The sequence below is a fragment of the Pseudoalteromonas sp. NZS11_1 genome (genome assembly GCF_015864275.1).
Classification (GTDB): Bacteria; Pseudomonadota; Gammaproteobacteria; order Enterobacterales; family Alteromonadaceae; genus Pseudoalteromonas; species Pseudoalteromonas arctica.
Genome location: NZ_JADYXK010000001.1, coordinates 551,232 through 576,118, shown reverse-complemented (window position 1 = coordinate 576,118; position 24,887 = coordinate 551,232). Strand labels below are relative to the sequence as shown.

The window sequence follows — 24,887 nt, the reverse complement described above, 5'->3', positions numbered from 1 at the left end:
TTTAGTTCAAGGCGAATGTTAGAGTTTTAAGAAAAATGAACGAGAGTGATCTAGAAAGTTTTTTTCTCAGTGAAAAAACAAATATTAGAATTTACTAAAAAATTAAAGATTAAATTCTCCAGTAATATTTGTCAGTGATAAATCCTTACATAAAAGCGTATTTAACAAACTACTTATTTTTGCATTCCCGCCAGAGAGGTCTTCGCTGCCCATTTCCCCGAAAGGAAAAACGAGGGCCGCTTGGACTCGTTTTGGAACCGTTAGATTAACTTGAGCCTCCCAGATCAGCAGATCTAGTAATGGTATAATTCTATAGGTTTTAATTTTTGAGACTTCAGCTTGTTTAATAAACCTTTTTACTGGCTCAGCAATCTCCATTTCCTCACGCCACTTAGGTAAATGACTTCTCAGTGAAGTAATAATTTCTTCGTCAGTGTGGCTACTTAAGTGAATCTCGCAAGTAACTAAATCTTCATTCAAAGTTTTTGAAAGAGATCCGTATAAAGAATTATCTTTAAAACAGCTAAACTCTCCATCGTGCTTATAGATGCCTTTTTCATTAAGAAAATTACTGTATTTGATAAATTGTAACATTCCAACGGGATAAACAGCGTCATCATAAGATAATTGATCTTCAAATATATGATTATCCTCTTGATGTCTAGTTAGTTCATTTCCTGACAAAGTAGCTAGATGGTTAGCGAGTTCTTCTCTTTCTACGGATGCCTGCTCTTCTAGTAAAACATGCGTATTTGGCTGCCCATTTAATATTCCTTTCCAAAAACATCTAAAATGCTCATCTTCCATTAAATCTGTATTTCGATTGCTATAAAGACTTCTTCGCCTAGATAACTCGTCTAATAAATCTATATTGTCGAGTTTATAAATATAATTATAGTTTTCAATTTTAAACCATGGAACATCCTTGGTTGAGTTAACCTTCTTCATAGATCTACCTTTAAACCATTTTTAAATGCTGACTACCAGTAACAGAATAATTACCTTTACTAGCTTCTTCAATATGTTCAGACCACCAGCACATCATTTTACGTCTGCGTTCTAAATAATCAGTTCGATTATAAGCAGCGCGCACTTTATTACTGTCTACATGCGCCAAAGCAGCTTCTATAACATCAGGATCAAACCCTTGCTCGTTTAACGTGGTACTTGCAAGCGCTCGTAAACCATGCGCTGTTTGTTTACCTATTAACCCCATGCGTCTTAATGCTGCGCCCAATGTTTCACGGCTAGCATGTGTTCTAGGATCTTTATCCGCAGGGAATATAAACTCTCGATGAGCACTAATAGGTTTTAGGTACTCAAGTATAGCTAATGCTTGCGGGGTGAGTGGCACCACGTGGGGTTTGCGCTTTTTCATCCGTTCGGCTGAAATATTCCATAGTTTATTCTCTAAGTCTATTTCATGCCAAGCAGCCCCAGCTGCTTCTCCTGGACGCACCATAGTATGTAGTTGCCATTCAAATAAACATCGCGTCATTAACTTAATACTCGCGTTATTTACTACGCTAATAAGTTTAGGAAGCTCTTGTGGAGTGAAACTAGCCATACTTTCATGGGTAGCTGAGTCGAATGCTTTACTGATGCCACTTAAGTTATTAGATTGTATTCGCCCAGTATTTATAGCAAATTCCATCACCTCGTTAATCCTACGACATATACGCCCAAGTATATCTAGCTTATCTGCTGCGGCTAAAGGCTTTAATGTCTCAATAGTTTGTTGTGCCGATAGCTTACTTATAGGTACCTTGCCCAAATAAGGGAAAAGATGAAGCTCAAAACCTCTGCGTAAATTAAAAGCATACTTCGCAGTTACCTTTGGCTCTTTAAGGGCTATCCACTCTCTAACTACTGCCTCAAACGTATTTTTAGCCTCAGCAGCCTTATCATTATTAAATGCCTCTTTATGCTCTTTGGGATCTATATCTTTTGCTAACAGAGCCCTAGCCTCGCCTCGGCTTTTTCGAGCATCAAATAAAGTTACATCTGGGTACATACCAAAACTAATCTGGGCTCTTTTTTTTGTATAAGGTTTAGAGTATGTGAACAACCACATTTTTGATCCATTGGGTTTAACTCGTAAAGCAAGACCTTTGCCATCAGCCAAAAGATATTCTTTATCTTTTGGTTTAGCTTTTTTGATTTGCGTGTCATTTAATGGGGTAACTAATTTAGGCATTTAACGCTCCACTGTCGAACGGGTAACCAAAGCTTATAAAGCAAGAAAATATAAAAATCTTAATTCTTTCTATAATTTTCATTTGGTTACGGTTTAATGTTACACCGAAAGTACAAAATATGATCGATGTAACATCTAGTGTAACTAAAAAATTGCACTATGGCGATACCTCCTGAAACAGAGTGAAAGCTAAAAGCCTTTATTTTAATGGGTTTAAAGAGTTTTTTGGTACAACGTGAAGTGGTATGAAATGTGTTTTTGGTAGCCCCTGCAAGAATCGAACTTGCAACTGCCCCTTAGGAGGGGGCCGTTATATCCATTTAACTAAGAGGCCACAAATAAGCTGTGTGCTTAGAGGTGTGAATTATAACGGCATCTGGTTTTTTATATCAAGCAACAACTGAACTTAATTGCTTGATAAGTATATATCTTCTTTATTTAGTACATAAATTGGGATTAGTTTTCGACTACTCGCGACGATTTTTTTTGTATGCGCGTTAATTACACGTGTATTTACAACAACAGCATCATGGCGATAAATTAATGTACCCGCTAATACATGGCTCGCCATTTGCTCATCACTAAGCTTTTCAATATCACGTGAAAAAGCAAAATCACCACGGCTATTTACATCTATTGTTTGGGTTGTTTTAAAATCAACCACGCCATAACCAAACTTTTGTAACTGATGAATTAACGTCTCAGATATTTGATTACCCAATTGATTACTTTTAGTAAGCGATGAATCAAGATCGACCAAGGTAGTAACGGCAATATTAATATTGGTGTCGGTATCACTTTCAAATTCAAGCGTATCAACCAAATCAAGTGCCATTTGCTCTACATAGTTAGCAAGTGTTTTATGGTGCTTAAGTGGTGTGAACTGCTGAGATGGATCATATTCAACTTGCGATTGTATTGCTTGATTATTATAAGCAATATTAAGCTGATCATTACCACCGTTTACTGTGTAATCTGTTCGTGTTGTGTTTTCGTTATGCTCATTATTATGCGTCATTGAGCAGCCTGTTAACCCAATTAAAGTAGTAAATCCAACGATAGTAATTAGTATATACGACATAGTTAGCCTCACTTGCTTGCTTGCTTAAGCATTATACCATCAGTGCGGTAGTTACTATTAAGTGCATCAACAACTGACTGCGGAATAAAACCTTGCGCAGTGCCTACTACGGCTTTGCTTTGCAGCCCAATAATACGTGCATTTACAAGGACTCCTCCTTGACTACTCACTAATGTGCCAGCGAGTACGTATTTAAAGTTTTGATCTTGGTTAAGCTCTAAATAATCTCGACTAAATACAAAGTCTCCTTCAGGTGTAACACGCATGTAGTCGGTTGTTTTAAAGTCAATAACGGGTATGCCAAAATTATGTAGCTCGTGCATAAAACTTTCTGATATTTGATTACCCAGTAAACTACTGTCATTAAAATCATCATCTAAAAATACAAAACTTGAAACAGCTAATGGTGTTTTTCCATTAACATATTGCAGATTTTCAACCATGTCTTGCATTATCCCGCGTACATAATGGTTTATGTTCTTTCGCATTGGCGGAGTCGGCTTAGTATGACTATTTTTTTGAGCAAAGTCCGATTGAAATAAACGGTCATTGGATACTGGATCTGCAACATCACGCTGATTATTAACGAGTTGCGTTGTTTGGTTATTATTTTGAACCTGGGTCTCATCCGTACCTGTATTCATACCATTTAGTATATGCGAACAGCCAAAGCCCAAAGGTAAACAGAGGGTAATTAATAGATTTCTCATTTTGTGCTCCTGGTTAGTATTCGCTGCGGTATAAGTAGCCATCGCGTTGCTGTATTTTTTCATTACCCCACATCACATTAATTGGGATCTCGGTACTTCCCGCAGAGAGCACCTGTTTATTTTCTATATTCACAAGCCGTGCATTAACTATGTATGCATGCTGCTGGCGAGTCACTGTTCCTGTGATAACTAAGTCAATATTTTGGCGATTACGTAATTTACTTAAATCGCGACTTAAAATACTGTCTGAGTTTTCTGATAAATAGAGGTTATTCCCAAGTCTGTACTCAACCGTGTGATAACCTAGTTGCGTAAATTGTGTAAGCAGACTTTCTTGGATCTGCTGACTTAAGCCTGAGGCTTGCCCTGTCACTAATTTTGTATCTAGTGCATCTGCATAAAAGAAGCTACTAACGCCAACACGTGCATTAGCATTTAATGCTCCATTTAGGTGGTTAAGTTGCGACGTTAAATTAACTACATAGTCATCAACAGTAAAAGGAGCCATGGCCGCTTTAGGTGCATCTGTAGGCACACTTGGTTCTGGCGGTGGCACCAAGTTACAAGCAGCTAAATTTAAAAATAATAAAGGCAGTAAAAGGCGCATAATTGCCATCCTCTTCAAAACATACTGAGGATGAAGCAATTTGTATGCCTATATCGTACTTCTGTAAGGTTGTTGAACATAATAGCTAACAAAACATGCTACTTGTTGCTTTATAAGAGCTAAACAATCATTTTTCGCATCCGCTTAATTGCTATAAGCACCTAACTTCAATCGATAAAAAGTTGTGTTATTAACACTTACGGTTTCTACATTTATCTCAGTGGATAAGATGATATTTTGTGGTATTTTTTTTTGGAATTCGCTGAGCTTCTTTTGCAATGCATTTTTATTTTTAAAAGCGGCAATTTGCAAAGCAAACAATGCCGAGTCGGTTTTTAATATACTTTCGTTATTAACTACATCATTTACACGAGTATTTAGAACATCAGACTCATTTAGTTGTTTTAGGTTAGTAGCAAGCTGCGTTAATTTATTTTCTAACTTGAGTAGCTGCTCTACTTTTGGTTGAGAGCTTTCCCATTGTGCCGCAGAGCTTTTGAGCAGCTCCAAATCAGACTTTTCAATAAGAATCGGTTGCGGGGTTGCTTGAGCCATTTTAACTTGTTGAGATGAGTTACATGCAGATAAAACAAGTACACCCATTAGCATCATGCATTCTAAGCTCCGTTTTAAAAGCATTTTCCTTCCCTGAAATGACGTTGTTTTATGGGGAAATATACCCCCTAAACGCATTTAATTATGAAGGGTGTATTTTATGGATAAACAGATTTTAAGCAAGTTTCTATTTTAACTACAGCTTTACTGGCTTATCGGTGTAGTTACTTACTATGCAATCGAGTTTGTACAACTTGAATACGTCACAGTCTGCTTTTGCATTTTTAAAGTTTTGGTAAGAGCCAAGTTTTAGCCTGTAAAACATTTTGTCGTTTATTTTGGCGGCTTCTACGTTAGTCAATATTTTGTCTCTAAACAACGGTGCTGCTTTAGTATTTAGCTCTTGCCATGCTTTAGCCACACCTTGCTCTGAGTCAACCGAAGCTACCTGTAAAGCAAATACATGTTTAGGTTTATTTAATTCTACAGTTTGTTTTTTATTACTGTAATTTTGTTTAACTTGTTGGCGTGACTTAACATTACGTGTGTTTCGTGGTGAGCGTACAGACTTGCTGCTATACCCTTGATTAGACTGCGCAATAGCTTTGCTGTTTATAATATCGATATGATTTACGAGGTAAGTTATTTCTTTTTCTAATCTTAAAATTCGCTCTATACCTTCACGAGCTTGTTGCCACTGCATTGCGGCATCTTTTAGCTGTGCAAGTTCAAGGGCTGTAATTGATACGTAGTCAGGCGAGTTACTTTGAGGTTGTTCATCAATGGTTTTTATTTCAGGCGAGACGCTGCATGCTGTACCAAATAAAAGCATTAGCAAGCTAAGTAAAAGCCCAATGTTATTTTTTTTATATATAAACATGTATTAGTTGTCCTGAAAGCAGTGTTTTTACACTACATTTCAGTTAAACATTCTCACAAGAAAGCGTTTAACTTTATTTAAGCTGTGAGCTATAAAACTTAGCTCTTCGCATGCTTGTCAGTATTTCGTAAAACACAACGTTGCATACTCCACCCCTTCCTTGAGAGCATTATTTAATACAAATTCAATGCCAATTAACACAAACTTTACAACATAAATAACAATATGTCTGTAATGACTTAAAAACTTTTATTTTAGAGCTATTCCTTTTCTTATTTTATTCTAGGGCCTGTTGACCTTTCAGGATTAAAATTTGTTCAATCTAGGGGCCATTTAATCGCGGCGCGAGGTTTGTAACCTAGTGGGCTAAGTAAAAACCGAGTAACAAAGAGTAAATTGTCCCGAGGCAGAACCCTTCGGGCAGCGCATGTTTGGCATTTATGCTACGTTATCGCCTATTTATGGGGAATAACCACACTACATAGGCTCTGCCTTGCCTAAATACCAAACAGCCTGCTGAAAATTTAACCTCGAAAGATAAACAGGCCCTAATAAAACTCATAAAAAAAGGCGCCGATATAGGCGCCTTTCATGTTTTACGTTAACTGTTAAATCAGTTTTTTAATAAATGATTTTAATTCATCGGCAAATTCATCGCGACGAAGTGCAAATTCAATCGTTGCTTTTAAGTAACCAATTTTACTTCCACAATCGTGGCTACGGCCTTTTATAGCGTATGCATCTACTTTTTCGTGTTCCATTAACATCGCAATTGCGTCAGTTAATTGAATTTCGTCGCCTGCACCTTGCGGAGTTTTTGCAAGTAACGGCCAGATATTTTCGCTTAATACGTATCGACCCACTACAGCTAAGTTTGATGGAGCTTCATCTACTGGCGGCTTTTCTACCATATTAAGAATTGGTGAGCTTTCACCTTGCTTTAAGTCAACATCACCTAAATCAACCACACCAAACTGGTTAACTTGTGCCATTGGTACTGGTTCTACCATAATTTGGCTGTGCTTGGTTTTCTCAAAATTAGCGATCATTTCTGCTAAGTTATCTTTTTTAAGATCGCTCTCTACATCGTCAATAATTACATCTGGTAAAATAACTACAAACGGTTCGTTACCAATAATAGGCGCTGCACAACTAATAGCATGGCCTAAGCCTTTTGCTTCACCTTGGCGTACGTGAATAATGGTTACGTCTTTAGGGCAAATTGCTTGCACTTCGGCAAGTAGTTGCCGCTTAACACGCTTTTCTAAAGTAGCTTCTAGTTCAAAACTTGTATCGAAGTGATTTTCGATTGAATTTTTACTTGAGTGCGTTACCAACACTATTTCTTTAATTCCTGCAGCAACGGCTTCGTTTACTACATATTGAATTAAAGGACGGTCTACCACTGGCAGCATTTCTTTAGGAATTGCTTTAGTGGCTGGTAACATACGAGTGCCAAGGCCCGCTACTGGGATCACTGCTTTCATTTTATGTTTTCCTTAATCTTTTATTATACTGAAAATGGATATTGAATCGCTTCGTGGCATTGATAGCCTATTACTTCAAAGTCGTCTCGTGTTACCCACGTTTCTATGTCTTCTAATGATTTAATTTTTGGATTAATTTTTAACTGAGGTGATTCAAATGGCTCACGCGTTAACTGCACGTCTCGCATCAGTTCAAGTTGGTTTTCGTAAATATGTGCATTAGCAATTTTATGATACGCCTTACCCGCTTTGTGGCCGGTAATTTGAGCCACTAACGCAAGCAACACAAAACACTGAATCTGATTGAAATTAAGGCCAAGCGGTACATCACAGCTTCGCTGGTATGACGTTAAGTATAGCGTATCGCCAAGTAGTGAAAAAGTGTGCGTATGCATACACGGACGCAAACAACCAAGCTCAAACTCACCTGGATTATAAAACGTGATTATTTCACCACGGTCATCAATGCCATTTTTTAAGTTATTAATAACTTTGGAAAGCTGATCAAGCGTTGAGCCATCTGGACGTTGCCAACCACGGCCTTGTACGCCATAAACACGGCCCATATCGTCCTCACCTTTACGGTTAGGGTTATTGAGCCATGCGTTGTTATCGTTCGCGTTGGCATCCCATGTTTTACAGCCAATCTCACGAAACTGCTCAGCGCTGTCGTAACCACGTAAATATCCTAGTAACTCAGCAATCGCTGCTTTGTAGTAACTTTTTCGCGTCGTGATCATTGGAAACTTATTATTAGCCACATCGTATTCTAAATCGGCATTAATAACGGTTAAACAACGCGTACCTGTACGTTTGTTTTCGACCCACTGACCTTCGTCAACAATACGCTGACATAATTTTAAATATTGTTTCATGCTTTTCTTATTATGCCTTAGCTGTTTTAACGTGTTGTGGTTGCTTATATGCCCAAATTAATAAACCTAAACCACCCACTATCATAGGAAGTGAAAGTATTTGTCCCATTGAAATAAAGTCGGCAAATAAACCGAGTTGTGCATCGGGTTGGCGGAAATATTCAATACAGAATCTAAACACGCCGTAACCTAATAAAAATACACCGGCTACGCTGCCTGCTGGACGTGGTTTTTTAATAAACCATTGCAGGATTAAAAACAGCACTAAGCCTTCAAAAAATGCTTCGTATAACTGCGATGGGTGACGCGCAAGCGGACCGCCCGTTGGAAATACCATTGCCCATGGCACGTCGGTAACTCGGCCCCATAACTCACCGTTTATAAAGTTACCAATACGTCCAGCTAAAAGCCCTACAGGAACCAGTGGTGCAACAAAGTCGCCTACTTGAAGCAGTGACTTTTTACGCGTCCATGAAAAAATTGCGACGGCGGTTATAACGCCAAGTGTTCCACCATGGAACGACATACCGCCCTGATCTATCCTAAATAAATACAGTGGGTTTTCTATAAAATAACTAAACTGGTAAAACAATACGTAGCCAATACGCCCGCCTAGTATTACCCCTAACATGCCGTAAAACAGTAAATCGCTTACTTGGTCTTTAGTCCAACCCGAATTTGGCTTTGACGCTTGACGATTAGCAAACCACATCGCAAATGCAAAACCTATTAAGTACATTAAGCCATACCAACGTACGCTTAGCGGTCCAACAGAAAAAATAATTGGATCAATTTGAGGAAACTCAAGTGCCATAAAAAATAAACCTTTAGCTAAAAACCATTTTAATTGCGATAACTACAAGCAGCACCGCGAAAACTTTCTTAATTGTATTAACAGGTAAATAGTGAGTTGCTTTGGCGCCAATGGGCGCAACAAACCACGAGGTAATAACAATCCCAAATAATGCAGGTAAATAAACAAACCCGGCAAAACCATGCTCTAAATCGGTAACATGCCAGCCTGCGCTGATGTAACCAATAGAGCCAAATAATGCAATAACAATTCCGCACGCTGCCGCGCAGCCAATTGCTTTTTTTATATCAACCGAAAAATAATTAAGCATCGGTACTATTAAAGCTCCGCCGCCAATCCCTATTAAACCTGATAACCCGCCCATTATTGCAGAAACGCCCCCTAAAATAGGACCAGCCGGCAACGGTTTTTCTGACATCGGTTTATTACGCGCGGAGAGCACCATTCTTGCTGCAACAAATACAACACTTATAGCAAACACTGTACGTAATATTTGTTCAGGGATTAAACTTGCTGCAAAGCCACTAATAAGTGCACCTAAAGCCACACCCGACATAACCCACGGGGCGATTGCCCAAGGCACATTATCATTTTTATGATGAGCCAGCGCTGAAGACGTTGAAGTAAATAAAATAGAAGCGAGTGAGGTTGCAATAGCAATTACTAATACATGATCAGCCGACGTTACATTAAATGAGAGTAGCAGAGTGCTTAGTACTGGAACGATAATTAAACCGCCGCCAATGCCTAGTAACCCAGCTAAAAACCCAACAATACAGCCTAGTAGTGCGCAGCTTGCGACTAACAAACCTAAGTCATACATAGTAATCTCAAATACCCTTTTAAGGTTTATATATTAAAGGATTATAAAACTAATAGCATCTGTGTATTGCAATTAATTAGGTGTACAAGCTTATTTGGGGGTGTAAAACAAATCACCTAATTTATGCTCTAGCATAAAGCTTCGCGTTAAACGTAGTACTTGTTTGGCTGTGGATTGCGCTAAACATTCACTTAGTAGTTGTTCCATGTCACTGACATTTAAACGCCTAAGTACCCACTTCACTTTATTAAGCGATGATAAATTCATACTCAGGCGTCTGTAACCCATGGCAATAAGTAAAATAGCTCCTTCAGGATCGCCGCCTAGTTCCCCACACAAACTAAATGGCAGTTCATATTGCTCACATTCGTGCGCCACTTTATTTAGTACTCTTAGTACACCTGGGTGATAAGGGTTAAAAAGTTCGGCTACACGTGCGTTAGCCCTGTCTACTGCTAATAAATACTGTGTTAAATCGTTACTGCCTACTGAGCAAAAATCGACTTTTTTTGACCACTCTGGAAGCATAAATACACTTGAAGGTACTTCCAGCATTATTCCTATGTCGGGTCTTTCTATGGTTTGCTCTGGGTATTTTTCACTTAACTCAAAATAAGCCTGTTCAAATAACGCAAGTGACTCATCAACTTCTTCAGTGCCACTGATCATAGGGAGCATTATTTTTAAATTACCCAAACCAATATTTGCTTTAAGCATCGCTTTTAGTTGATCTAAAAATAACTCTGGATGATCAAGGCTTATACGAATACCACGCCAACCTAAAAATGGGTTTTCTTCGGTAATATTAAAGTAATCAAGTACCTTATCGCCCCCAATATCCAATGTACGCATAACCACAGGATTAGGATGATAGCTAGTTAGTACTTCTCGGTACCAATTTTCTTGCTCTGATTGCGAAGGAAACTGGCCCTTTTGCATAAACCACGCTTCGGTTCGATAAAGCCCCACACCGTCACAAATATGCGCGCTACTTTGCTCGGTATTAAGCTCAAGGCCTGCGTTCAATAATAAGCTAACATGTTCACCGTCAAGCGTAATTGATTCTGAGTCTTGCTCAGCTAAAAAGCGGTTATTTAGTAGGTTATCTTGATGCTGTAACTCTGTGTATTCGTCCATCAGCATTTGTGAAGGCGATATATATAAACGCCCAGCAAATGCATCTAAAATCATCGGTTTGCCATTAAACTGCAATAGAGGTAAATCCTCTATACCCCAAATGGCAGGGATCCCCATCGCACGCGTTAATATAGAAGCATGGCTATTTGCAGAGCCATTTACGCTTACAACGCCTGTTAAGTGACCTTTTGGCACTTCAGCAAGCATGGCGGGTGTTAAGGTATTAGCAATTAAAATAGTGTTGGCCGGATAATTTTTAACAGCGTGCTCGGTATTTACAAGGTGGTGTAATACGCGAAGACCAATGTCTTTAACGTCAACAGCACGCTCTTTTATATAAGGGTCTTGCATGGCATTAAATTGAGATATTAAACGCTCTATTACAATTTTTAGGGCGCTTTTAGCACACCAGCCTTCTTGTAATTGCATTTCAACATTATGCCCTAAACTTTTAGCGTCAAGCAGTTGTTGATACACATCAAATACCGCAAGAGCTTCGTGCGGAATAGAATCGCTTAGCGTCATAGATAGGGTATTAAATTCTTTGCGCGTTGCAGCTACAGCTTGAGTAAATAAACGACGCTGCTCAGTGACGTCACTGTCTTTTAAAAGCTCAATAGATTTAAAATCAAGTTTTGGTAATACAACAAATGCTTGTCCTATACCTATTCCTGGCGCACTCGATACACCTTTTAAAACAGACGTTTGATGAGATGACTCATCTTGGCGTAATATTTCTTTAATTTCAGCATGCGCTAACTGTGAAGCAAGTTGAGCAGAAAGCGTTATTAAAAACGACTCTTCGTCTTGGCTAAATACACGTGCCATTTTTTGTTGGACAACAATAACGCCCAGTACTTTTTTTTGATGAACAACGGGTACAGATAAAAAAGCGTTGTAGCCTTCTTCATTTACTTCGGGGGAGAGCTTAAAACGAGGATGCGATTTAGCAAATGCAATATTAATAGGTTCTTCGCGTTGCGCTACTAGGCCAACTAAACCTTCGGTAAAACCAATTCTAAACTTACCTACCGCATCGGGGTTTAGCCCTTCGGTTGCCATAAGTACAAAATTGTCCTGGCTGTAATCTGCAAAATAAATGGAGCAGCACTGGGTTTTCATGGCATCTTTAACCATTTGCACAAAGCACACTAATGCGCTGTCTAAATTCGCTTGTCGCGATACAGACTCCGCAATAGATCTCAGTGTAGCCAGCATGTCCTGCTCCTTTATTTTATTCTGAATTAACTACCTTTTACTTCGCCAATGATCTTTATGTTGTTCTCTCTTATTAAAAGGCATGGCGAAAGGAGCAAACTCTTTCATTACACGTCGATAAACATCCCGTTTAAACGATACAACCTGTCTTACAGGATACCAATAACTTACCCAGCGCCAATCATCAAATTCAGGATGATGGGTTTTAAGTAAATTTACATCTTCGTCTTTACAGCGTAATTTTAGTAAAAACCATTTTTGTTTTTGCCCAATACACACCGGACTAGAGTCTCGGCGGATTAATCGTTTGGGTAATTTATAGCGTAACCAATGTTTTGAGCTTGCGACTATTTCTACATCTTCTGGTCGCAACCCTACTTCTTCGTGTAATTCACGGTACATGGTTTGTTCTGCAGTTTCGCCATCATCAACACCACCTTGGGGAAATTGCCAAGAGTGTTGACCATAACGTCTGGCCCAAAAAACCTGTCCCTGATTATTGCAAATCACAATTCCGACATTGGCACGAAAACCTTCGGCATCAATCACCTTAGTGCCTCATTTGTAAGTCGATTTTTAATGATTGTTCCACATTAGCCGCAATACGGCAAATACTATTATACCCAACCCGATTAGTAAGCTAAGTTTGAGCTTTTAGTACATTGATAATTTATGGAGAGTGGGTAAATATTTGGAAAATAACTTAACAAGGCTATTGCGGTTCTTGTTTTCCTCTAGTTACTCACAGTTTGTGCATAACTTTTGTAAAACACGCTCATTTTGCAAACAAATCCACAATATTATATCCAAAAACTTGGCTTCTCCACAGATTCTGTGGATAAACATGTTCATATAGTTGTATTTATCCTTACAACTTTTAAATTGCTTAATCAAAACTGAATGTACAACATTAAAAAAACCAACTGAGTCAGTAACTTAAAGTAAAGCAGCTTAATTTCAATATGTTCAAAATTAACACAAACAACAAGCGAGCAAAAAACACACAACTCTAGTGATATCCACGGCTTAGCCTATTTGCTATCATGGCTATGATATTTATACAACCGAAATTAAGAATACTGATTACGTTGAATTGATACTTATAATCGCAATAAAAAGTAGCTCAATAACAAAAAACTATCATATGCAGTTTCTCCGCATAAGTAATTTCAACGTAGTTAGTGAGTTATTAAACCTCTATAATATTCATATTTTAATAAAATTGGCATGACATGCGACCTACAAAACCACACTCAATTAACGATTTAATGCAACGCGTTAATAATATTGCCGGATTAACTCTAGGGCAGCTTGCTAACAAGTATAATTTTAAAACGCCAGATGATTTACTGCGCGAAAAAGGTTGGACTGGTCAGTTAATTGAATACGTACTAGGTGCTACTGCGGGCTCAAAACCACTTCCGGATTTTGAAGATTTAGGAATTGAGCTAAAAACACTCCCTATTTCCTATAAAGGTAGGCCACTGGAAACTACGTTTGTATCGGTTACACCTTTAATGAACGTTACAGGAATGACGTGGCATACCAGCTCTGTACGTAAAAAACTAAATCATGTTTTATGGCTGCCAATTTTAAGCGAACGTGATATTGCCCCGTTTGATAGAACCATTGGCAGCGGCTTTTTGTGGCAACCCTCACCTGAACAGGACGCTTTATTACAGCGCGACTGGGAAGAGCAAATGGAGCTAATTGCGCTAGGTAGAGTCGACGAAATATCAGGCCATTTAGGCGATGCGATGCAAATACGCCCTAAAGCTGCTCATAGCAAAATAGTGACTGATGCTATTGGTCCAAATGGGCAAATAATTAAAACCCTACCCCGTGGCTTTTACTTAAAAACCAGTTTTACAGGTGATATTTTAAAGCAGCAGTTTCAGCTTTAACTGTGTTATAAAATATTAAAACTTAAGTAACCTTTAATATTATTGCCGCCACCCTCTTTCGCTCTGTGCGCGCGCCAGCAAGCTTAACCCTACAACTTATTCTCATCTCTTTGAAAAAGTATCAGGCATAAAAAATCCCCGCTTATGCGAGGATTTTATCATCTAAAATTAAAAATTAGATTCTATATAAAATAGAATTACTGACCTTTAACTTCTTTAAGACCGTTGTACGGTGCTTTATCACCTAATTGCTCTTCAATACGTAGCAATTGGTTGTACTTTGCAACACGGTCAGAACGGCTCAATGAACCTGTTTTAATTTGACCTGCAGCAGTACCAACAGCTAAATCAGCAATTGTTGAATCTTCAGTTTCACCAGAACGGTGAGAAATAACAACAGTAAAACCAGCGTCTTTAGCCATTTTTATTGCAGCTAAAGTTTCAGTTAAAGAACCGATTTGGTTAAACTTAATTAAGATTGAGTTAGCAATACCGTTGTCGATACCACGTTTTAAAATCTTAGTATTTGTTACAAATAAATCATCACCTACTAATTGGATTTTATCACCCATTAGTTTAGTTTGATGTGCAAATCCATCCCAATCAGACTCATCAAGACCATCTTCAATAGAAACGATTGGGTACTGATTAGTAAGATCTTGTAAGAAGAAGTTAAATTCTTCAGAAGTGAATTTTTTGCCTTCACCCTTAAGGTCGTAGATATTTGCTTCTTTGTCGTAGAACTCAGATGCAGCACAATCCATCGCTAAAGTAATATCTTTACCTAGCTCGTAACCTGCGTTTGCAACAGCGACTTTAATTGCTGCAAGAGCCGCTTCGTTAGATGCAAGGTTAGGTGCAAAACCACCTTCATCGCCAACCGCTGTTGAATGACCATCAGCTTTAAGTACTTTAGCAAGGCTATGGAATACTTCAGCACCCATACGTAGGCCTTCGCGGAAGTTTTTAGCGCCAACAGGTTGGATCATGAATTCTTGAATATCTACAGAGTTATCTGCATGCTCACCACCATTGATGATGTTCATCATTGGAAGTGGCATAGAGTAAACACCTGGTGTGCCGTTTAAGTCAGCGATATGTTCATAAAGCTCAACTTTTTTAGACTGTGCAGCTGCTTTTGCAGTTGCTAGTGATACAGCTAAGATTGCGTTTGCACCTAATTTTTCTTTATTTTCGGTACCGTCTAAATCTAGCATCACTTTATCTACAGCGCTTTGATTTAATGCACTTTGGCCTTTTAAAGCATCAGCAATTTCGTTATTGATATAACCAACTGCTTTTAATACACCTTTACCTAAGTAACGTGATTTATCACCGTCGCGTAACTCTAATGCTTCACGAGTACCGGTAGATGCGCCTGAAGGTGCTGCTGCACGACCCCAAGAGCCATCTGCTAAATGTACGTCTGCTTCAACAGTTGGGTTACCACGCGAGTCCATAATTTCGCGACCGATTACTTTTACGATTTCTGACATCTTGATTCCTCTATATTCCCAAAATGGTGAGTTCAGCTAACTTTACTACGTTTTATATAGCTTAGTCAGCCCTTAAAACAAAAAAGCCGTGCAATATGCACGGCTTTTAAAATTACGAATTCGCTTTTTGGTGGATATGCGCGGCTGCTACAAACCCTTCAAATAACGGATGACCATCACGTGGAGTTGACGTGAATTCCGGGTGGAACTGCGCGGCAATAAACCATGGGTGATCTTTATTTTCGATAATTTCTACCAGTTTTTTATCTTCTGATAAACCAGTAAAGCTTAAGCCTGCTTTTTCAAGTATTTCTACAAAGTTATTATTTACTTCGTAGCGATGACGATGGCGTTCAACTATTTCGTCGCTGCCATATACTTCGCGTACTTTAGAACCTGGTGTTAAATGACATTTTTGTGCGCCTAAACGCATAGTGCCACCTAAATCAGATTTTTCGCTACGTGTTTCAACATTACCTTCAGCATCTAGCCATTCAGTAATTAAGCCAACTACTGGTGCTTCTGAATTTGCATTAAACTCTGTAGAGTTTGCATCCGTTAAACCTGCAACATTACGTGCATATTCAATTAATGCTACTTGCATACCTAAACAAATACCTAGGTATGGTACTTTATTTTCACGTGCGTATTTAGCCGCTAAGATTTTACCCTCAACACCACGTCCGCCAAATCCACCCGGTACTAAAATAGCATCTAAGTGTGAAAGTAATTCAACACCTTTGCTTTCTAAATCTTGTGAATCTACGTATTGAATATTAATTGTTAAACGGTTTTTAAGGCCCGCATGCTTTAATGCTTCGTTAACCGATTTGTACGCATCTGGTAATTCAGTGTATTTACCAACCATACCAATTGTCACTTCACCCGTTGGGTTAGACTCTTGATAAAGTACTTGTTCCCACTCAGCTAAATCTGCTTCTGGTGGATCTAAGTGAAAACGACGACATACGAAGTTATCTAATTCTTGCGTTTTTAATAACGCAGGAATTTTATAAATGCTGTCTACGTCAGGTAATGAAATAACCGCTTTTTCTTCTACGTTTGTGAATAATGAGATTTTTGCACGCTCATTATTAGGTAGTTTACGGTCTGAACGACAAATAAGAATATCTGGCTGAATACCTACTGAGCGTAACTCTTTAACAGAGTGCTGAGTTGGTTTTGTTTTAACTTCACCTGCAGGGCCTAAAAATGGCACTAACGTTAAGTGAATAAATAGCGCGCGTTCGCGGCCAATTTCAGTTCCCATCTGACGAATTGCTTCAATAAACGGTTGTGATTCTATATCACCTACAGTGCCGCCAATTTCTACAATAGCAATATCATAACCTTCAGCACCGTCGTATACACGTTGCTTAATATCGTTAGTGATATGTGGAATAACCTGAATAGTAGCGCCTAGGTATTCACCACGGCGCTCACGACGTAATACGTCTTCATATACACGGCCTTGTGTGAAGTTATTACGACTAGTCATTTTGGTACGAATAAAACGCTCGTAGTGACCTAAATCAAGGTCAGTTTCTGCGCCGTCTTCTGTAACGTAAACTTCACCGTGTTGAATTGGGCTCATTGTGCCTGGGTCAACGTTGATGTAAGGATCCAGCTTTAAAATGGTAACATTTAAACCACGGGCTTCTAAAATAGCGGCCAGTGAAGCTGCGGCAATACCTTTACCCAACGAAGAAACAACTCCGCCAGTAACGAAGATAAATTTTGTACTCATGCGAACCCTAGAATATCAGGAATTAAAAGGAATATAACACCCAAAGAAGAGCCTAAGGGTATATCATCAAGACGGGGCGAAATTGTACCAAAACACTGCTTATCAATCCAGCTAAAATTAGCTAATACGCGCACAAAAAATGTGCACTATTTAACATTAAGCCTATTTTACTTTTTTAATCGCATCCCACGCACTATCCATCTCTTCAAAGGTGGCTGTATCTAAGCTTTTACCTTGCGCATGCAAATAGGCGTTTACCTTTTCAAAACGCGCTGAAAACTTATCATTAGCGCTACGAAGCAGTTGTTCGGGATCTCGTTTAATATGGCGTACAACATTAACAGTGGCAAAAAGTAAGTCGCCGAGCTCTTCCGCTGTATGATCAGATAACGGGTCTTGCTCAATCGCTTCTTTTACTTCAAGCACTTCTTCGCTCACTTTATCAAGTGCACCATGATACGTTGGCCAATCGAAACCAAGTGCGGCAACCCGTTGTTGAATTTTTTTGGCTTTACTTAAACTTGGCATATTGGCAGGAATATCTTGCCAAAAAGAAGGTGATTCTGTTTGCGCTCTAGCACTGCGTTCTTGTGCTTTGATTGCTTGCCACTGTTGCGATAGCTGCTCGTCTGTTAGCTCTTTTTTATCGCCAAATACATGCGGGTGGCGACGTGTAAGCTTATCGTTTAATTGCTCCACTAGATCATTAAAATCAAATAGATTTTGCTCTTGTGCAAGCTGCGCATAAAAAATAATTTGAAATAACAAATCACCCAATTCACCTTTAAGCTCACCTAAGTTGCCTGACTCAATACAGTCGGCAACTTCGTATGCTTCTTCTAGTGTATGCGGCACAATAGATTTAAAATCTTGTTTAAGATCCCACGGGCAACCATCCTTGGGATCTCGCAGTGTTTTCATTATGCTAAGAAGCTGTGTAAGCGCTGCATTATCATTCATGATTAATGACCACGCTTGGCATCGTGTACACCTTCAATTTGGTGTAACTTAGAAAGAACACGATTAGTACCCGATAAGTCATGTACTTCTATTTGCATCGTAAATATAGCTAACTGATTATCTTCAACCGTATTTACGTTCATGTTTAAAACATTTACTTTTTCGTTAGCAAGTACTGAGCTTATATCGCGTATTAGCCCTGAACGATCGGTTGCTTCTATTTTAATACTTAGTGCGTACGAGCCGTTGATATCATCAGACCAACTTACCGAAATAACACGCTCTGGATGCTGATTTTTTAAGTTATTAAACGAATCACAGTCTTCCTTATGAACACCTATTCCTCGACCTTGCGTTATATAACCTATTATCTCATCGCCAGGGACAGGACGACAGCATTTGGCTACATGGCTCATTAAGCTACCAACGCCATCAACCACTATGCCGTTTTTGTCACCGGTTACTTTGCTAGGCGCTTTAATACGAATAACCGGTTCATCTTCTGTCCGATCACTTACAAAGTTAAGCATTTGATTGAGGCGTACATCGCCCGCACCAATTGCAACCATTAAGTCATCAAGTTCTTTAAAGTTAAAACGCTTGATGGCTGGCTCTAAATCTTTGTATGTTAAATTAAGCTTTTGTAATTCACTGTCGAGAATTTCTTTCCCCGCACTTAAGTTTTTGTCGCGGTCGAGCTGTTTAAACCAGTGATGAATTTTGGCTCTAGCGCGCGATGACTTAATGTACCCTAATGACGGGTTTAACCAATCACGACTTGGATTTGGTTGTTTTTGGGTCAGTATTTCTACCTGATCCCCAGTTGTAAGTTGATGCGTGAACGGCACTATTTTGCCGAATATTTTTGCACCAATACAACGATGCCCCACATTTGAGTGAATGTAGTAAGCAAAATCAAGCGGTGTAGCGCCAAGTGGTAAATCAATAATATCGCCGCTTGGGGTAAATATGTATACGCGGTCTTCTACTACTTGGTTTTTAAGCTCTTCTGCTAAATCGCCACCATCAACCACTTCTTCTTGCCATTGAAGTAACTTACGCAACCAGCTAATTTTTTGCTCATAACCCGAGCCGCGTCCCGGTAATGCACCTTCTTTGTACATCCAGTGTGCAGCCACACCCAACTCAGCATCTTGATGCATATCGCTGGTACGAATTTGTATTTCTACTGTTTTACCTTCAGGCCCAAATACCACGGTATGGATTGACTGATAGCCGTTTTGTTTTGGGGTTGCTACATAGTCGTCAAACTCTTTATTAAGATGACGCCAATTGGTGTGCACAATACCCAGCGCTCCATAACAATCTTGTAGGCGTTCAACAACGATACGCATTGCACGAATATCAAAAAGCTGATCAAACTCGTAGTTTTTTTGCTGCATTTTTTTATAAATGCTGTAAATGTGCTTGGGGCGGCCATAAACTTGGGCCTCTATGCCCGCTTCACTTAAACGGTTTTTTACTTGCTCAACCATATCTTCCATATAGGCTTCGCGCGTAAGACGTTTGTCGTCAAGTTGTTTGGCTATGCTTTTATAGGTGCCTGGGTGCAAATATCTAAACGATAAATCTTCCAGTTCCCACTTTAATTGCCCTATTCCTAATCTGTTTGCCAATGGTGCAAAAATATCAGCCGTTTCTTTAGCGGCAATGACGCGGTCTTCTTCATCCGCATTTTTTACATTACGTAAATGACATACCTGCTCGGCAAGCTTAATGACCACGGCGCGCACATCTTCAACCATGGTTAATAACATTTTTCGAATATTATCAACTTGCATAGTTCCTTTACCTTGATGCGATAAAGTACTAATAGTGGCCATTTGTGCAACCCCAGTTAACAGCATGGCTATATTACTACCAAGCTGCTCTTCTATGGTTTCTAATGATATTAAATCGTTTAAAAAATACGGGGTTAAATACGCAGTAGCTAACGATTCGGGGTCGAGATTTAGCTCAGCTAAAATTTCAACCATTTCGATTGCAGTAGTTTGCCTGCTTTCATTATCACATTTTACGCAGAGCGCTTGCGCTTTAGTAAGTAGCTCTGTTTTTTCTTCAGACAAGGCAAGAAATAAAAGCCGAGTGCTAAAATCTGTTGTCTCATCTTGTTGATGTGATTGTCGTGTAGCTACCATAATGCGTTCTACCTCCGTTGAAATAACGCCATAGTTTCAATATGCCCTGTATGAGGGAACATATTCATTAGCCCAATTTTATTAAGATCAAAGCCAGCTTGTGAAATAATTGCGCTGTCACGGGCTAAAGTAACAGGGTCACAAGAGACATATAAAATAGTTTTAAACTGCTTTAAAGATAATTGCTCTAATACAGCCATTGCACCAGTCCTAGATGGATCGAGTACAAGCACATCTAAGTTTTTACTAAACCATGGGGCGCTCTGTATGCTTTGCGTTAAATCAAAGCAATGAAACTGCGCATTGGTAATAGAGTTAGTTTGCGCATTTTGAGCAGCCATTGCAACCGCTGAAGTCACACCTTCTACGCCAATTACAGATTTTGCTTGTTTTGCCAACACTAATGAGAAATTACCAATGCCACAAAATAAATCCAATAAATTTTCATCACCTTTTAAATCAAGCCAATTTGCGGCTTGCTTTAACATAGCTTCGTTAACTTGCGCATTTACCTGAATAAAATTACCTAAACCAAATTCAAATTTTAGATCAAACTCTTTAAGATAATAAAACGGCATGGCTAAGTGTGAATGCTCAATTACATCGCTCTCGCTTTGCCATACAACTTCAAACTGTTGGCTTTTTGTTATGTGCTCAACCAAAGCCTTTGTATCATCGTTAATTGCTTTAGTGTGACGAATAACAACAAAGTTTTTCTCATCACTTTGGCATAACTGTAAATGGCTTATACTGTGCAGCGCTTTGTGTTGATTAATTAAACCATCAAAAAGTGTAAAAACATCTGCAAATACTTCATCAAGTACTGCACATTTATTAATACTGACAATATTTTTTGAACCACTGGCTCTGTAACCAACACGCATTTTTTTTGCTGCTTTATCAAACATAACGGCTATGCGAGCGCTGCGCCTGTAATGCACAGACTTACTTAATAATGGAGCTTGCCAGTTTAAGCTGTTTAATTTAGCAAACTTACTAAATAGCTGAGTAACTGCAGTTTGTTTTTCTACAACTTGTTGGCTTACTTCTAAATGCTGTAATTGGCAGCCACCACACTGATTATAGTGCTCACAAAAAGCGTCTACTCTTGATTCACTCGCTTTAATAACTTTAATTACTTTTGCACTGCTGTATTTAGCTTTATCTTCGACGAGCATTGCTTTAACTGTTTCATTTGGTAATGCACCGCTTACAAAACATACTTTATTATTATGCTTCGCAATGCCACGCCCTTGATGATCCATTCCCGTTATATTTAATTCTAATGTTTGTTGCTTAAGCGGTTTTTTTTTCGCTTTAAAAATTTGCGCCATTAGGCATTACCTTCAGTTTATTTATGAAGCACCTATATTTAGATGCTTTAGAATGCGTGTTGAACCGTATATACTCAAATCATACTAATAACGATAAAACGCTCCCATTATGACCAAATTAGGCTTACGCGATTCTGTTTTAACACTGACCCTGATCCCAACGGTGATCATAGGATTACTACTTGGTGGCTATTTTACAATAAATCGTTACATTGAGCTTGATGAAATTTTATATCAGCAAGGTACTACTATTTCTGAGCCCCTTGCTATTGCGCTTGAGCAACCTATGCTCGAAAAAAACAAACAGCTATTGAATCGCCTTATAAGCTACACACATAACAAGCACTCCCCTACAATTAAGTCGATTGCAATTTTTGATAAAAATAATACGCTATTAATGACGAGTAATTATCACCGCTCATTTGAAAAGTTAATTAATCAAAAGACGCTCATAAATTTAAAAACGACCCACGTGCAAAAGTCAGATGAGCTTGTTACATTCTTCACGCCCATTATTAACCATACAAATCACGACTCTAAATGGGATCCATCTGCTTTTCAGTCATCTCTGGGCACCGTTATTATACAGCTAAACAAAGACCAAGCGGTTATAGGGCAGCAACGTGCTTTATTAATTAGCGGTATTGTAATTATTTTATCATTGGTATTTGCAGCAATTTTAGCTTTAAGGTTAAGCCGCATGTTTATGACGCCGCTTAATAAGTTAGTACTTGCAACCGACAAGTTAGTCGAAGGTAAAAGAAGTACTGGCCTTAACGACAACATGATAGGTGAATTTGAGCTATTGCGAGAAGGCTTAAATACCATTGCTCACACTATGGTGATGCAAAAAGATGAAATGCAAAAAAATATTGACCAAGCAACTAGCGACTACCGCGAAACACTAGAGCAATACGAAACTTCAAATATAGAGCTCTCATTTGCAAAAAAAGAAGCTCAAGATGCTAACCGTGTAAAATCAGACTTTTTAGCTAAAATGAGTCACGAACTTCGTACTCCGTTAAATGGTGTTATTGGATTTACACGCCAGCTTTATAAAACACCGCTGAATAAACATCAAAAAGATTATCTCGATACTATTATGCTATCAGCAAATAGTTTAATGACTATTATTAGCGACATTCTAGACTTCTCCAAACTAGAAGCGGGTGCAATGGAACTTGAGTCGATTCAGTTTCAACTTCGTGATGCTGTAAATGAAGTGATGACACTACTCGCTCCTAGCGCACACGATAAGCAATTAGAGCTATCCATTTACATTAACCAACAAGTACCAGATGACTTAACGGGCGATCCCACTCGCTTTAAACAAGTGCTGATAAACCTATTAAGTAATGCGATTAAGTTTACTGAAAAAGGCTCCATTAAGGTCGACATAAGCCATCGGTTACTCGACGACGAACGTACTTCTTTACTTGTGTCAGTAACAGATACTGGCGTGGGTATACCTGTGGATAAGCAAGACTCTTTATTTACGCCATTTGGGCAAGCAGACTCAAGCATTACACGTAAGTTTGGTGGTACAGGCCTTGGCCTCATTATTACCAAGCATATTGTTGAAGCGATGAATGGCCGCATAACATTAAACTCTGCACCAGGTAACGGTACCTGTTTTACATTCAATAGTGTGTTTAGTTTGCCCAATCATGTATTTACTAACGACTTACCGACTAAATCGCTCATTGGTAAGCGTATTTTGTATTTAGAGCCACACGAGCATACACATCACGCTGTACTTTCGTTATTGACTCAGTGGGAATCAAGCGTAACGGCATGTTTTAACGAGACTAGCTTTTTAGACGCTATAAAAAATACTGAACATAAATATGATGTTTGCTTAATTGGCCATATGGCATCAGTTGATGATATGCAGCAACTAAAAAGCTATGTGAAAGCCGTGCGTGAATCTACTGATTACTTATATTTAATGCTTAATACTGTATCGCACAATATGCGAGAAGCCTTTATAGGCAGCGGTGCTGATGCGTGTTTAAGTAAACCACTTAATCACCGTAAGTTGTGTGAGGTACTTGCCGCACCTTACAGGCTTGACCACCCTACTCATAATATTGAACAAAACGATCAAGCTTTGCTGCCGTTAAAAGTATTAGTTGTTGATGATAACGATGCCAACTTAAAACTTCTCCATACTTTATTAAGTGAACAGATTGAAGTAATAGAAACGGCACATAATGGTTCACAAGCATACAGCTTAAGTAAAAGTCATAAATACGACATAATTTTTATGGATATTCAGATGCCAATTATGGACGGTATAACCGCATGCAAGCTTATACAAGAATCATCACTTAATGAAGATACACCCATTATCGCTGTAACGGCACACGCCCTTCAAAGCGAAAAAGAGCAACTACTAAAAGATGGCTTTAAAGGCTATTTAACTAAGCCTATTGATGAAGATATGCTTAAACAAATTATTAGCGATCATAGTCCACAGACCCCGGTTAATCGCGATAAAGCTAAAACAGATACACCACAAAGTCCTGCACCATTTCAAAGTAGTCGAATTGATTGGGCACAAGCCCTGCAGCGTGCTGGCGGAAAGAGCGAGTTAGCGCTAGAGATGCTTAATATGCTACTTCTAAGCGTCCCTGAAACTCTTACATTGCTTGCTAAAGCGATAGAGAGTAATGATTATCAGCAAGTCTTAAGTATTGTCCACAAGTTTCATGGCGCATGTTGCTACACTGGTGTGCCTAAACTTAAATCACTCGCAGAAACAATTGAAACATCACTTAAAAATAAATGCTTGTTAGAGAATATTGAACCTGAATTATTTGAGTTACAGGACGAGCTTGAAAACTTACTTGCTGATGCAAGCGTAACTGAGCTACAAAGATAAGCTTTGAATTTTAGATACA

20 protein-coding genes and 1 tRNA gene are annotated in these 24,887 nt (G+C 38.8%); 2 read left to right on the top strand and 19 right to left on the bottom strand.

The features are described from left to right. Positions 1-102: 102 nt before the first annotated feature. The 14 genes from I6F44_RS02565 to rppH all read right to left on the bottom strand — a co-directional run bounded on the left by I6F44_RS02565 (position 103) and on the right by rppH (position 12,933). Entirely contained in the window at positions 103-948 is an 846-nt protein-coding gene (locus I6F44_RS02565) for a DUF6387 family protein (RefSeq protein WP_197173234.1), read from the bottom strand. A gap of 10 nt (positions 949-958) precedes the next feature. After that, on the bottom strand, positions 959-2,197 hold the full coding sequence (locus tag I6F44_RS02560) for an integrase domain-containing protein (protein ID WP_197173233.1): 1,239 nt from the start codon (positions 2,195-2,197) through the stop codon (positions 959-961). Between the two features lie 259 nt (positions 2,198-2,456). Then, positions 2,457-2,531: transfer RNA gene (locus tag I6F44_RS02555), tRNA-Arg, on the bottom strand. A 72-nt stretch (positions 2,532-2,603) separates the two neighbouring features. Further along, a complete protein-coding gene (locus I6F44_RS02550; protein WP_121953500.1) occupies positions 2,604-3,278 on the bottom strand; it encodes a FlgO family outer membrane protein in 675 nt (224 codons plus the stop codon). Positions 3,279-3,286: 8 nt separating this feature from the next. After that, a complete protein-coding gene (locus I6F44_RS02545) occupies positions 3,287-3,988 on the bottom strand; it encodes a FlgO family outer membrane protein (RefSeq protein WP_010553226.1) in 702 nt (233 codons plus the stop codon). 13 nt (positions 3,989-4,001) lie between these two features. Then, positions 4,002-4,595: a FlgO family outer membrane protein gene (locus I6F44_RS02540; RefSeq protein ID WP_121953499.1), complete on the bottom strand. Its 594-nt coding sequence runs from the start codon at positions 4,593-4,595 to the stop codon at positions 4,002-4,004. A gap of 144 nt (positions 4,596-4,739) precedes the next feature. Further along, positions 4,740-5,234 carry an SPOR domain-containing protein gene (locus I6F44_RS02535; RefSeq protein WP_180961365.1) on the bottom strand — a complete coding sequence of 165 codons (495 nt, stop codon included), beginning with the start codon at positions 5,232-5,234 and terminating at the stop codon, positions 4,740-4,742. Between the two features lie 112 nt (positions 5,235-5,346). Next, positions 5,347-6,030 (bottom strand): SPOR domain-containing protein, encoded by a 684-nt coding sequence (locus I6F44_RS02530; protein WP_197173232.1) that lies wholly within the window; start codon positions 6,028-6,030, stop codon positions 5,347-5,349. A gap of 608 nt (positions 6,031-6,638) precedes the next feature. Then, complete coding sequence (gene galU, locus I6F44_RS02525; RefSeq protein WP_007583126.1) at positions 6,639-7,517, bottom strand: UTP--glucose-1-phosphate uridylyltransferase GalU; 879 nt, start codon at positions 7,515-7,517, stop codon at positions 6,639-6,641. A 23-nt stretch (positions 7,518-7,540) separates the two neighbouring features. Next, positions 7,541-8,392, bottom strand: a complete 852-nt coding sequence (locus I6F44_RS02520; protein WP_010553222.1) for a thymidylate synthase — start codon at positions 8,390-8,392, stop codon at positions 7,541-7,543. Positions 8,393-8,402: 10 nt separating this feature from the next. Continuing rightward, positions 8,403-9,206, bottom strand: a complete 804-nt coding sequence (gene lgt, locus I6F44_RS02515; protein WP_007583122.1) for a prolipoprotein diacylglyceryl transferase — start codon at positions 9,204-9,206, stop codon at positions 8,403-8,405. Between the two features lie 13 nt (positions 9,207-9,219). Continuing rightward, on the bottom strand, positions 9,220-10,029 hold the full coding sequence (locus tag I6F44_RS02510; RefSeq protein WP_197173231.1) for a sulfite exporter TauE/SafE family protein: 810 nt from the start codon (positions 10,027-10,029) through the stop codon (positions 9,220-9,222). Between the two features lie 90 nt (positions 10,030-10,119). Further along, a complete protein-coding gene (gene ptsP / locus I6F44_RS02505) occupies positions 10,120-12,384 on the bottom strand; it encodes a phosphoenolpyruvate--protein phosphotransferase (RefSeq protein ID WP_007583118.1) in 2,265 nt (754 codons plus the stop codon). Between the two features lie 30 nt (positions 12,385-12,414). Further along, a complete protein-coding gene (gene rppH / locus I6F44_RS02500) occupies positions 12,415-12,933 on the bottom strand; it encodes an RNA pyrophosphohydrolase (RefSeq protein WP_002958704.1) in 519 nt (172 codons plus the stop codon). A 683-nt stretch (positions 12,934-13,616) separates the two neighbouring features. On the opposite strand from rppH, the gene mutH reads away from it, so the two are divergent. After that, complete coding sequence (mutH, locus tag I6F44_RS02495; protein ID WP_024589993.1) at positions 13,617-14,288, top strand: DNA mismatch repair endonuclease MutH; 672 nt, start codon at positions 13,617-13,619, stop codon at positions 14,286-14,288. A gap of 197 nt (positions 14,289-14,485) precedes the next feature. Here the strand turns inward: mutH and eno are convergent, their stop codons facing one another. The 5 genes from eno to rlmD all read right to left on the bottom strand — a co-directional run bounded on the left by eno (position 14,486) and on the right by rlmD (position 21,984). After that, on the bottom strand, positions 14,486-15,784 hold the full coding sequence (gene eno / locus I6F44_RS02490; protein WP_121953496.1) for a phosphopyruvate hydratase: 1,299 nt from the start codon (positions 15,782-15,784) through the stop codon (positions 14,486-14,488). Between the two features lie 112 nt (positions 15,785-15,896). Then, complete coding sequence (locus I6F44_RS02485) at positions 15,897-17,531, bottom strand: CTP synthase (protein WP_101217576.1); 1,635 nt, start codon at positions 17,529-17,531, stop codon at positions 15,897-15,899. A gap of 162 nt (positions 17,532-17,693) precedes the next feature. Beyond that, positions 17,694-18,491: a nucleoside triphosphate pyrophosphohydrolase gene (gene mazG / locus I6F44_RS02480; protein ID WP_121953495.1), complete on the bottom strand. Its 798-nt coding sequence runs from the start codon at positions 18,489-18,491 to the stop codon at positions 17,694-17,696. A 2-nt stretch (positions 18,492-18,493) separates the two neighbouring features. After that, positions 18,494-20,650 (bottom strand): GTP diphosphokinase, encoded by a 2,157-nt coding sequence (gene relA, locus I6F44_RS02475; RefSeq protein WP_121953494.1) that lies wholly within the window; start codon positions 20,648-20,650, stop codon positions 18,494-18,496. Positions 20,651-20,658: 8 nt separating this feature from the next. After that, positions 20,659-21,984: a 23S rRNA (uracil(1939)-C(5))-methyltransferase RlmD gene (gene rlmD, locus I6F44_RS02470; RefSeq protein ID WP_121953493.1), complete on the bottom strand. Its 1,326-nt coding sequence runs from the start codon at positions 21,982-21,984 to the stop codon at positions 20,659-20,661. Between the two features lie 109 nt (positions 21,985-22,093). Between rlmD and barA the strand changes: the two genes are divergently transcribed. Beyond that, complete coding sequence (gene barA / locus I6F44_RS02465) at positions 22,094-24,868, top strand: two-component sensor histidine kinase BarA (protein WP_197173230.1); 2,775 nt, start codon at positions 22,094-22,096, stop codon at positions 24,866-24,868. Positions 24,869-24,887: the final 19 nt, after the last annotated feature.

Bases quoted from the DNA above. Each gene is read 5' to 3' on its own strand.
- barA (WP_197173230.1), top strand. From the start codon at position 22,094: ATGACCAAATTAGGCTTACGCGATTCTGTTTTAACACTGACCCTGATC.
- I6F44_RS02530 (WP_197173232.1), bottom strand. From the start codon at position 6,030: ATGTTTATATATAAAAAAAATAACATTGGGCTTTTACTTAGCTTGCTA.
- mutH (WP_024589993.1), top strand. From the start codon at position 13,617: ATGCGACCTACAAAACCACACTCAATTAACGATTTAATGCAACGCGTT.
- eno (WP_121953496.1), bottom strand. From the start codon at position 15,784: ATGTCAGAAATCGTAAAAGTAATCGGTCGCGAAATTATGGACTCGCGT.
- I6F44_RS02520 (WP_010553222.1), bottom strand. From the start codon at position 8,392: ATGAAACAATATTTAAAATTATGTCAGCGTATTGTTGACGAAGGTCAG.
- I6F44_RS02560 (WP_197173233.1), bottom strand. From the start codon at position 2,197: ATGCCTAAATTAGTTACCCCATTAAATGACACGCAAATCAAAAAAGCT.
- mazG (WP_121953495.1), bottom strand. From the start codon at position 18,491: ATGAATGATAATGCAGCGCTTACACAGCTTCTTAGCATAATGAAAACA.
- rlmD (WP_121953493.1), bottom strand. From the start codon at position 21,984: ATGGCGCAAATTTTTAAAGCGAAAAAAAAACCGCTTAAGCAACAAACA.
- I6F44_RS02545 (WP_010553226.1), bottom strand. From the start codon at position 3,988: ATGAGAAATCTATTAATTACCCTCTGTTTACCTTTGGGCTTTGGCTGT.
- I6F44_RS02540 (WP_121953499.1), bottom strand. From the start codon at position 4,595: ATGCGCCTTTTACTGCCTTTATTATTTTTAAATTTAGCTGCTTGTAAC.
- lgt (WP_007583122.1), bottom strand. From the start codon at position 9,206: ATGGCACTTGAGTTTCCTCAAATTGATCCAATTATTTTTTCTGTTGGA.
- I6F44_RS02510 (WP_197173231.1), bottom strand. From the start codon at position 10,029: ATGTATGACTTAGGTTTGTTAGTCGCAAGCTGCGCACTACTAGGCTGT.
- I6F44_RS02550 (WP_121953500.1), bottom strand. From the start codon at position 3,278: ATGTCGTATATACTAATTACTATCGTTGGATTTACTACTTTAATTGGG.
- I6F44_RS02485 (WP_101217576.1), bottom strand. From the start codon at position 17,531: ATGAGTACAAAATTTATCTTCGTTACTGGCGGAGTTGTTTCTTCGTTG.
- relA (WP_121953494.1), bottom strand. From the start codon at position 20,650: ATGGTAGCTACACGACAATCACATCAACAAGATGAGACAACAGATTTT.
- I6F44_RS02565 (WP_197173234.1), bottom strand. From the start codon at position 948: ATGAAGAAGGTTAACTCAACCAAGGATGTTCCATGGTTTAAAATTGAA.
- ptsP (WP_007583118.1), bottom strand. From the start codon at position 12,384: ATGCTGGCTACACTGAGATCTATTGCGGAGTCTGTATCGCGACAAGCG.
- I6F44_RS02535 (WP_180961365.1), bottom strand. From the start codon at position 5,234: ATGCTTTTAAAACGGAGCTTAGAATGCATGATGCTAATGGGTGTACTT.
- galU (WP_007583126.1), bottom strand. From the start codon at position 7,517: ATGAAAGCAGTGATCCCAGTAGCGGGCCTTGGCACTCGTATGTTACCA.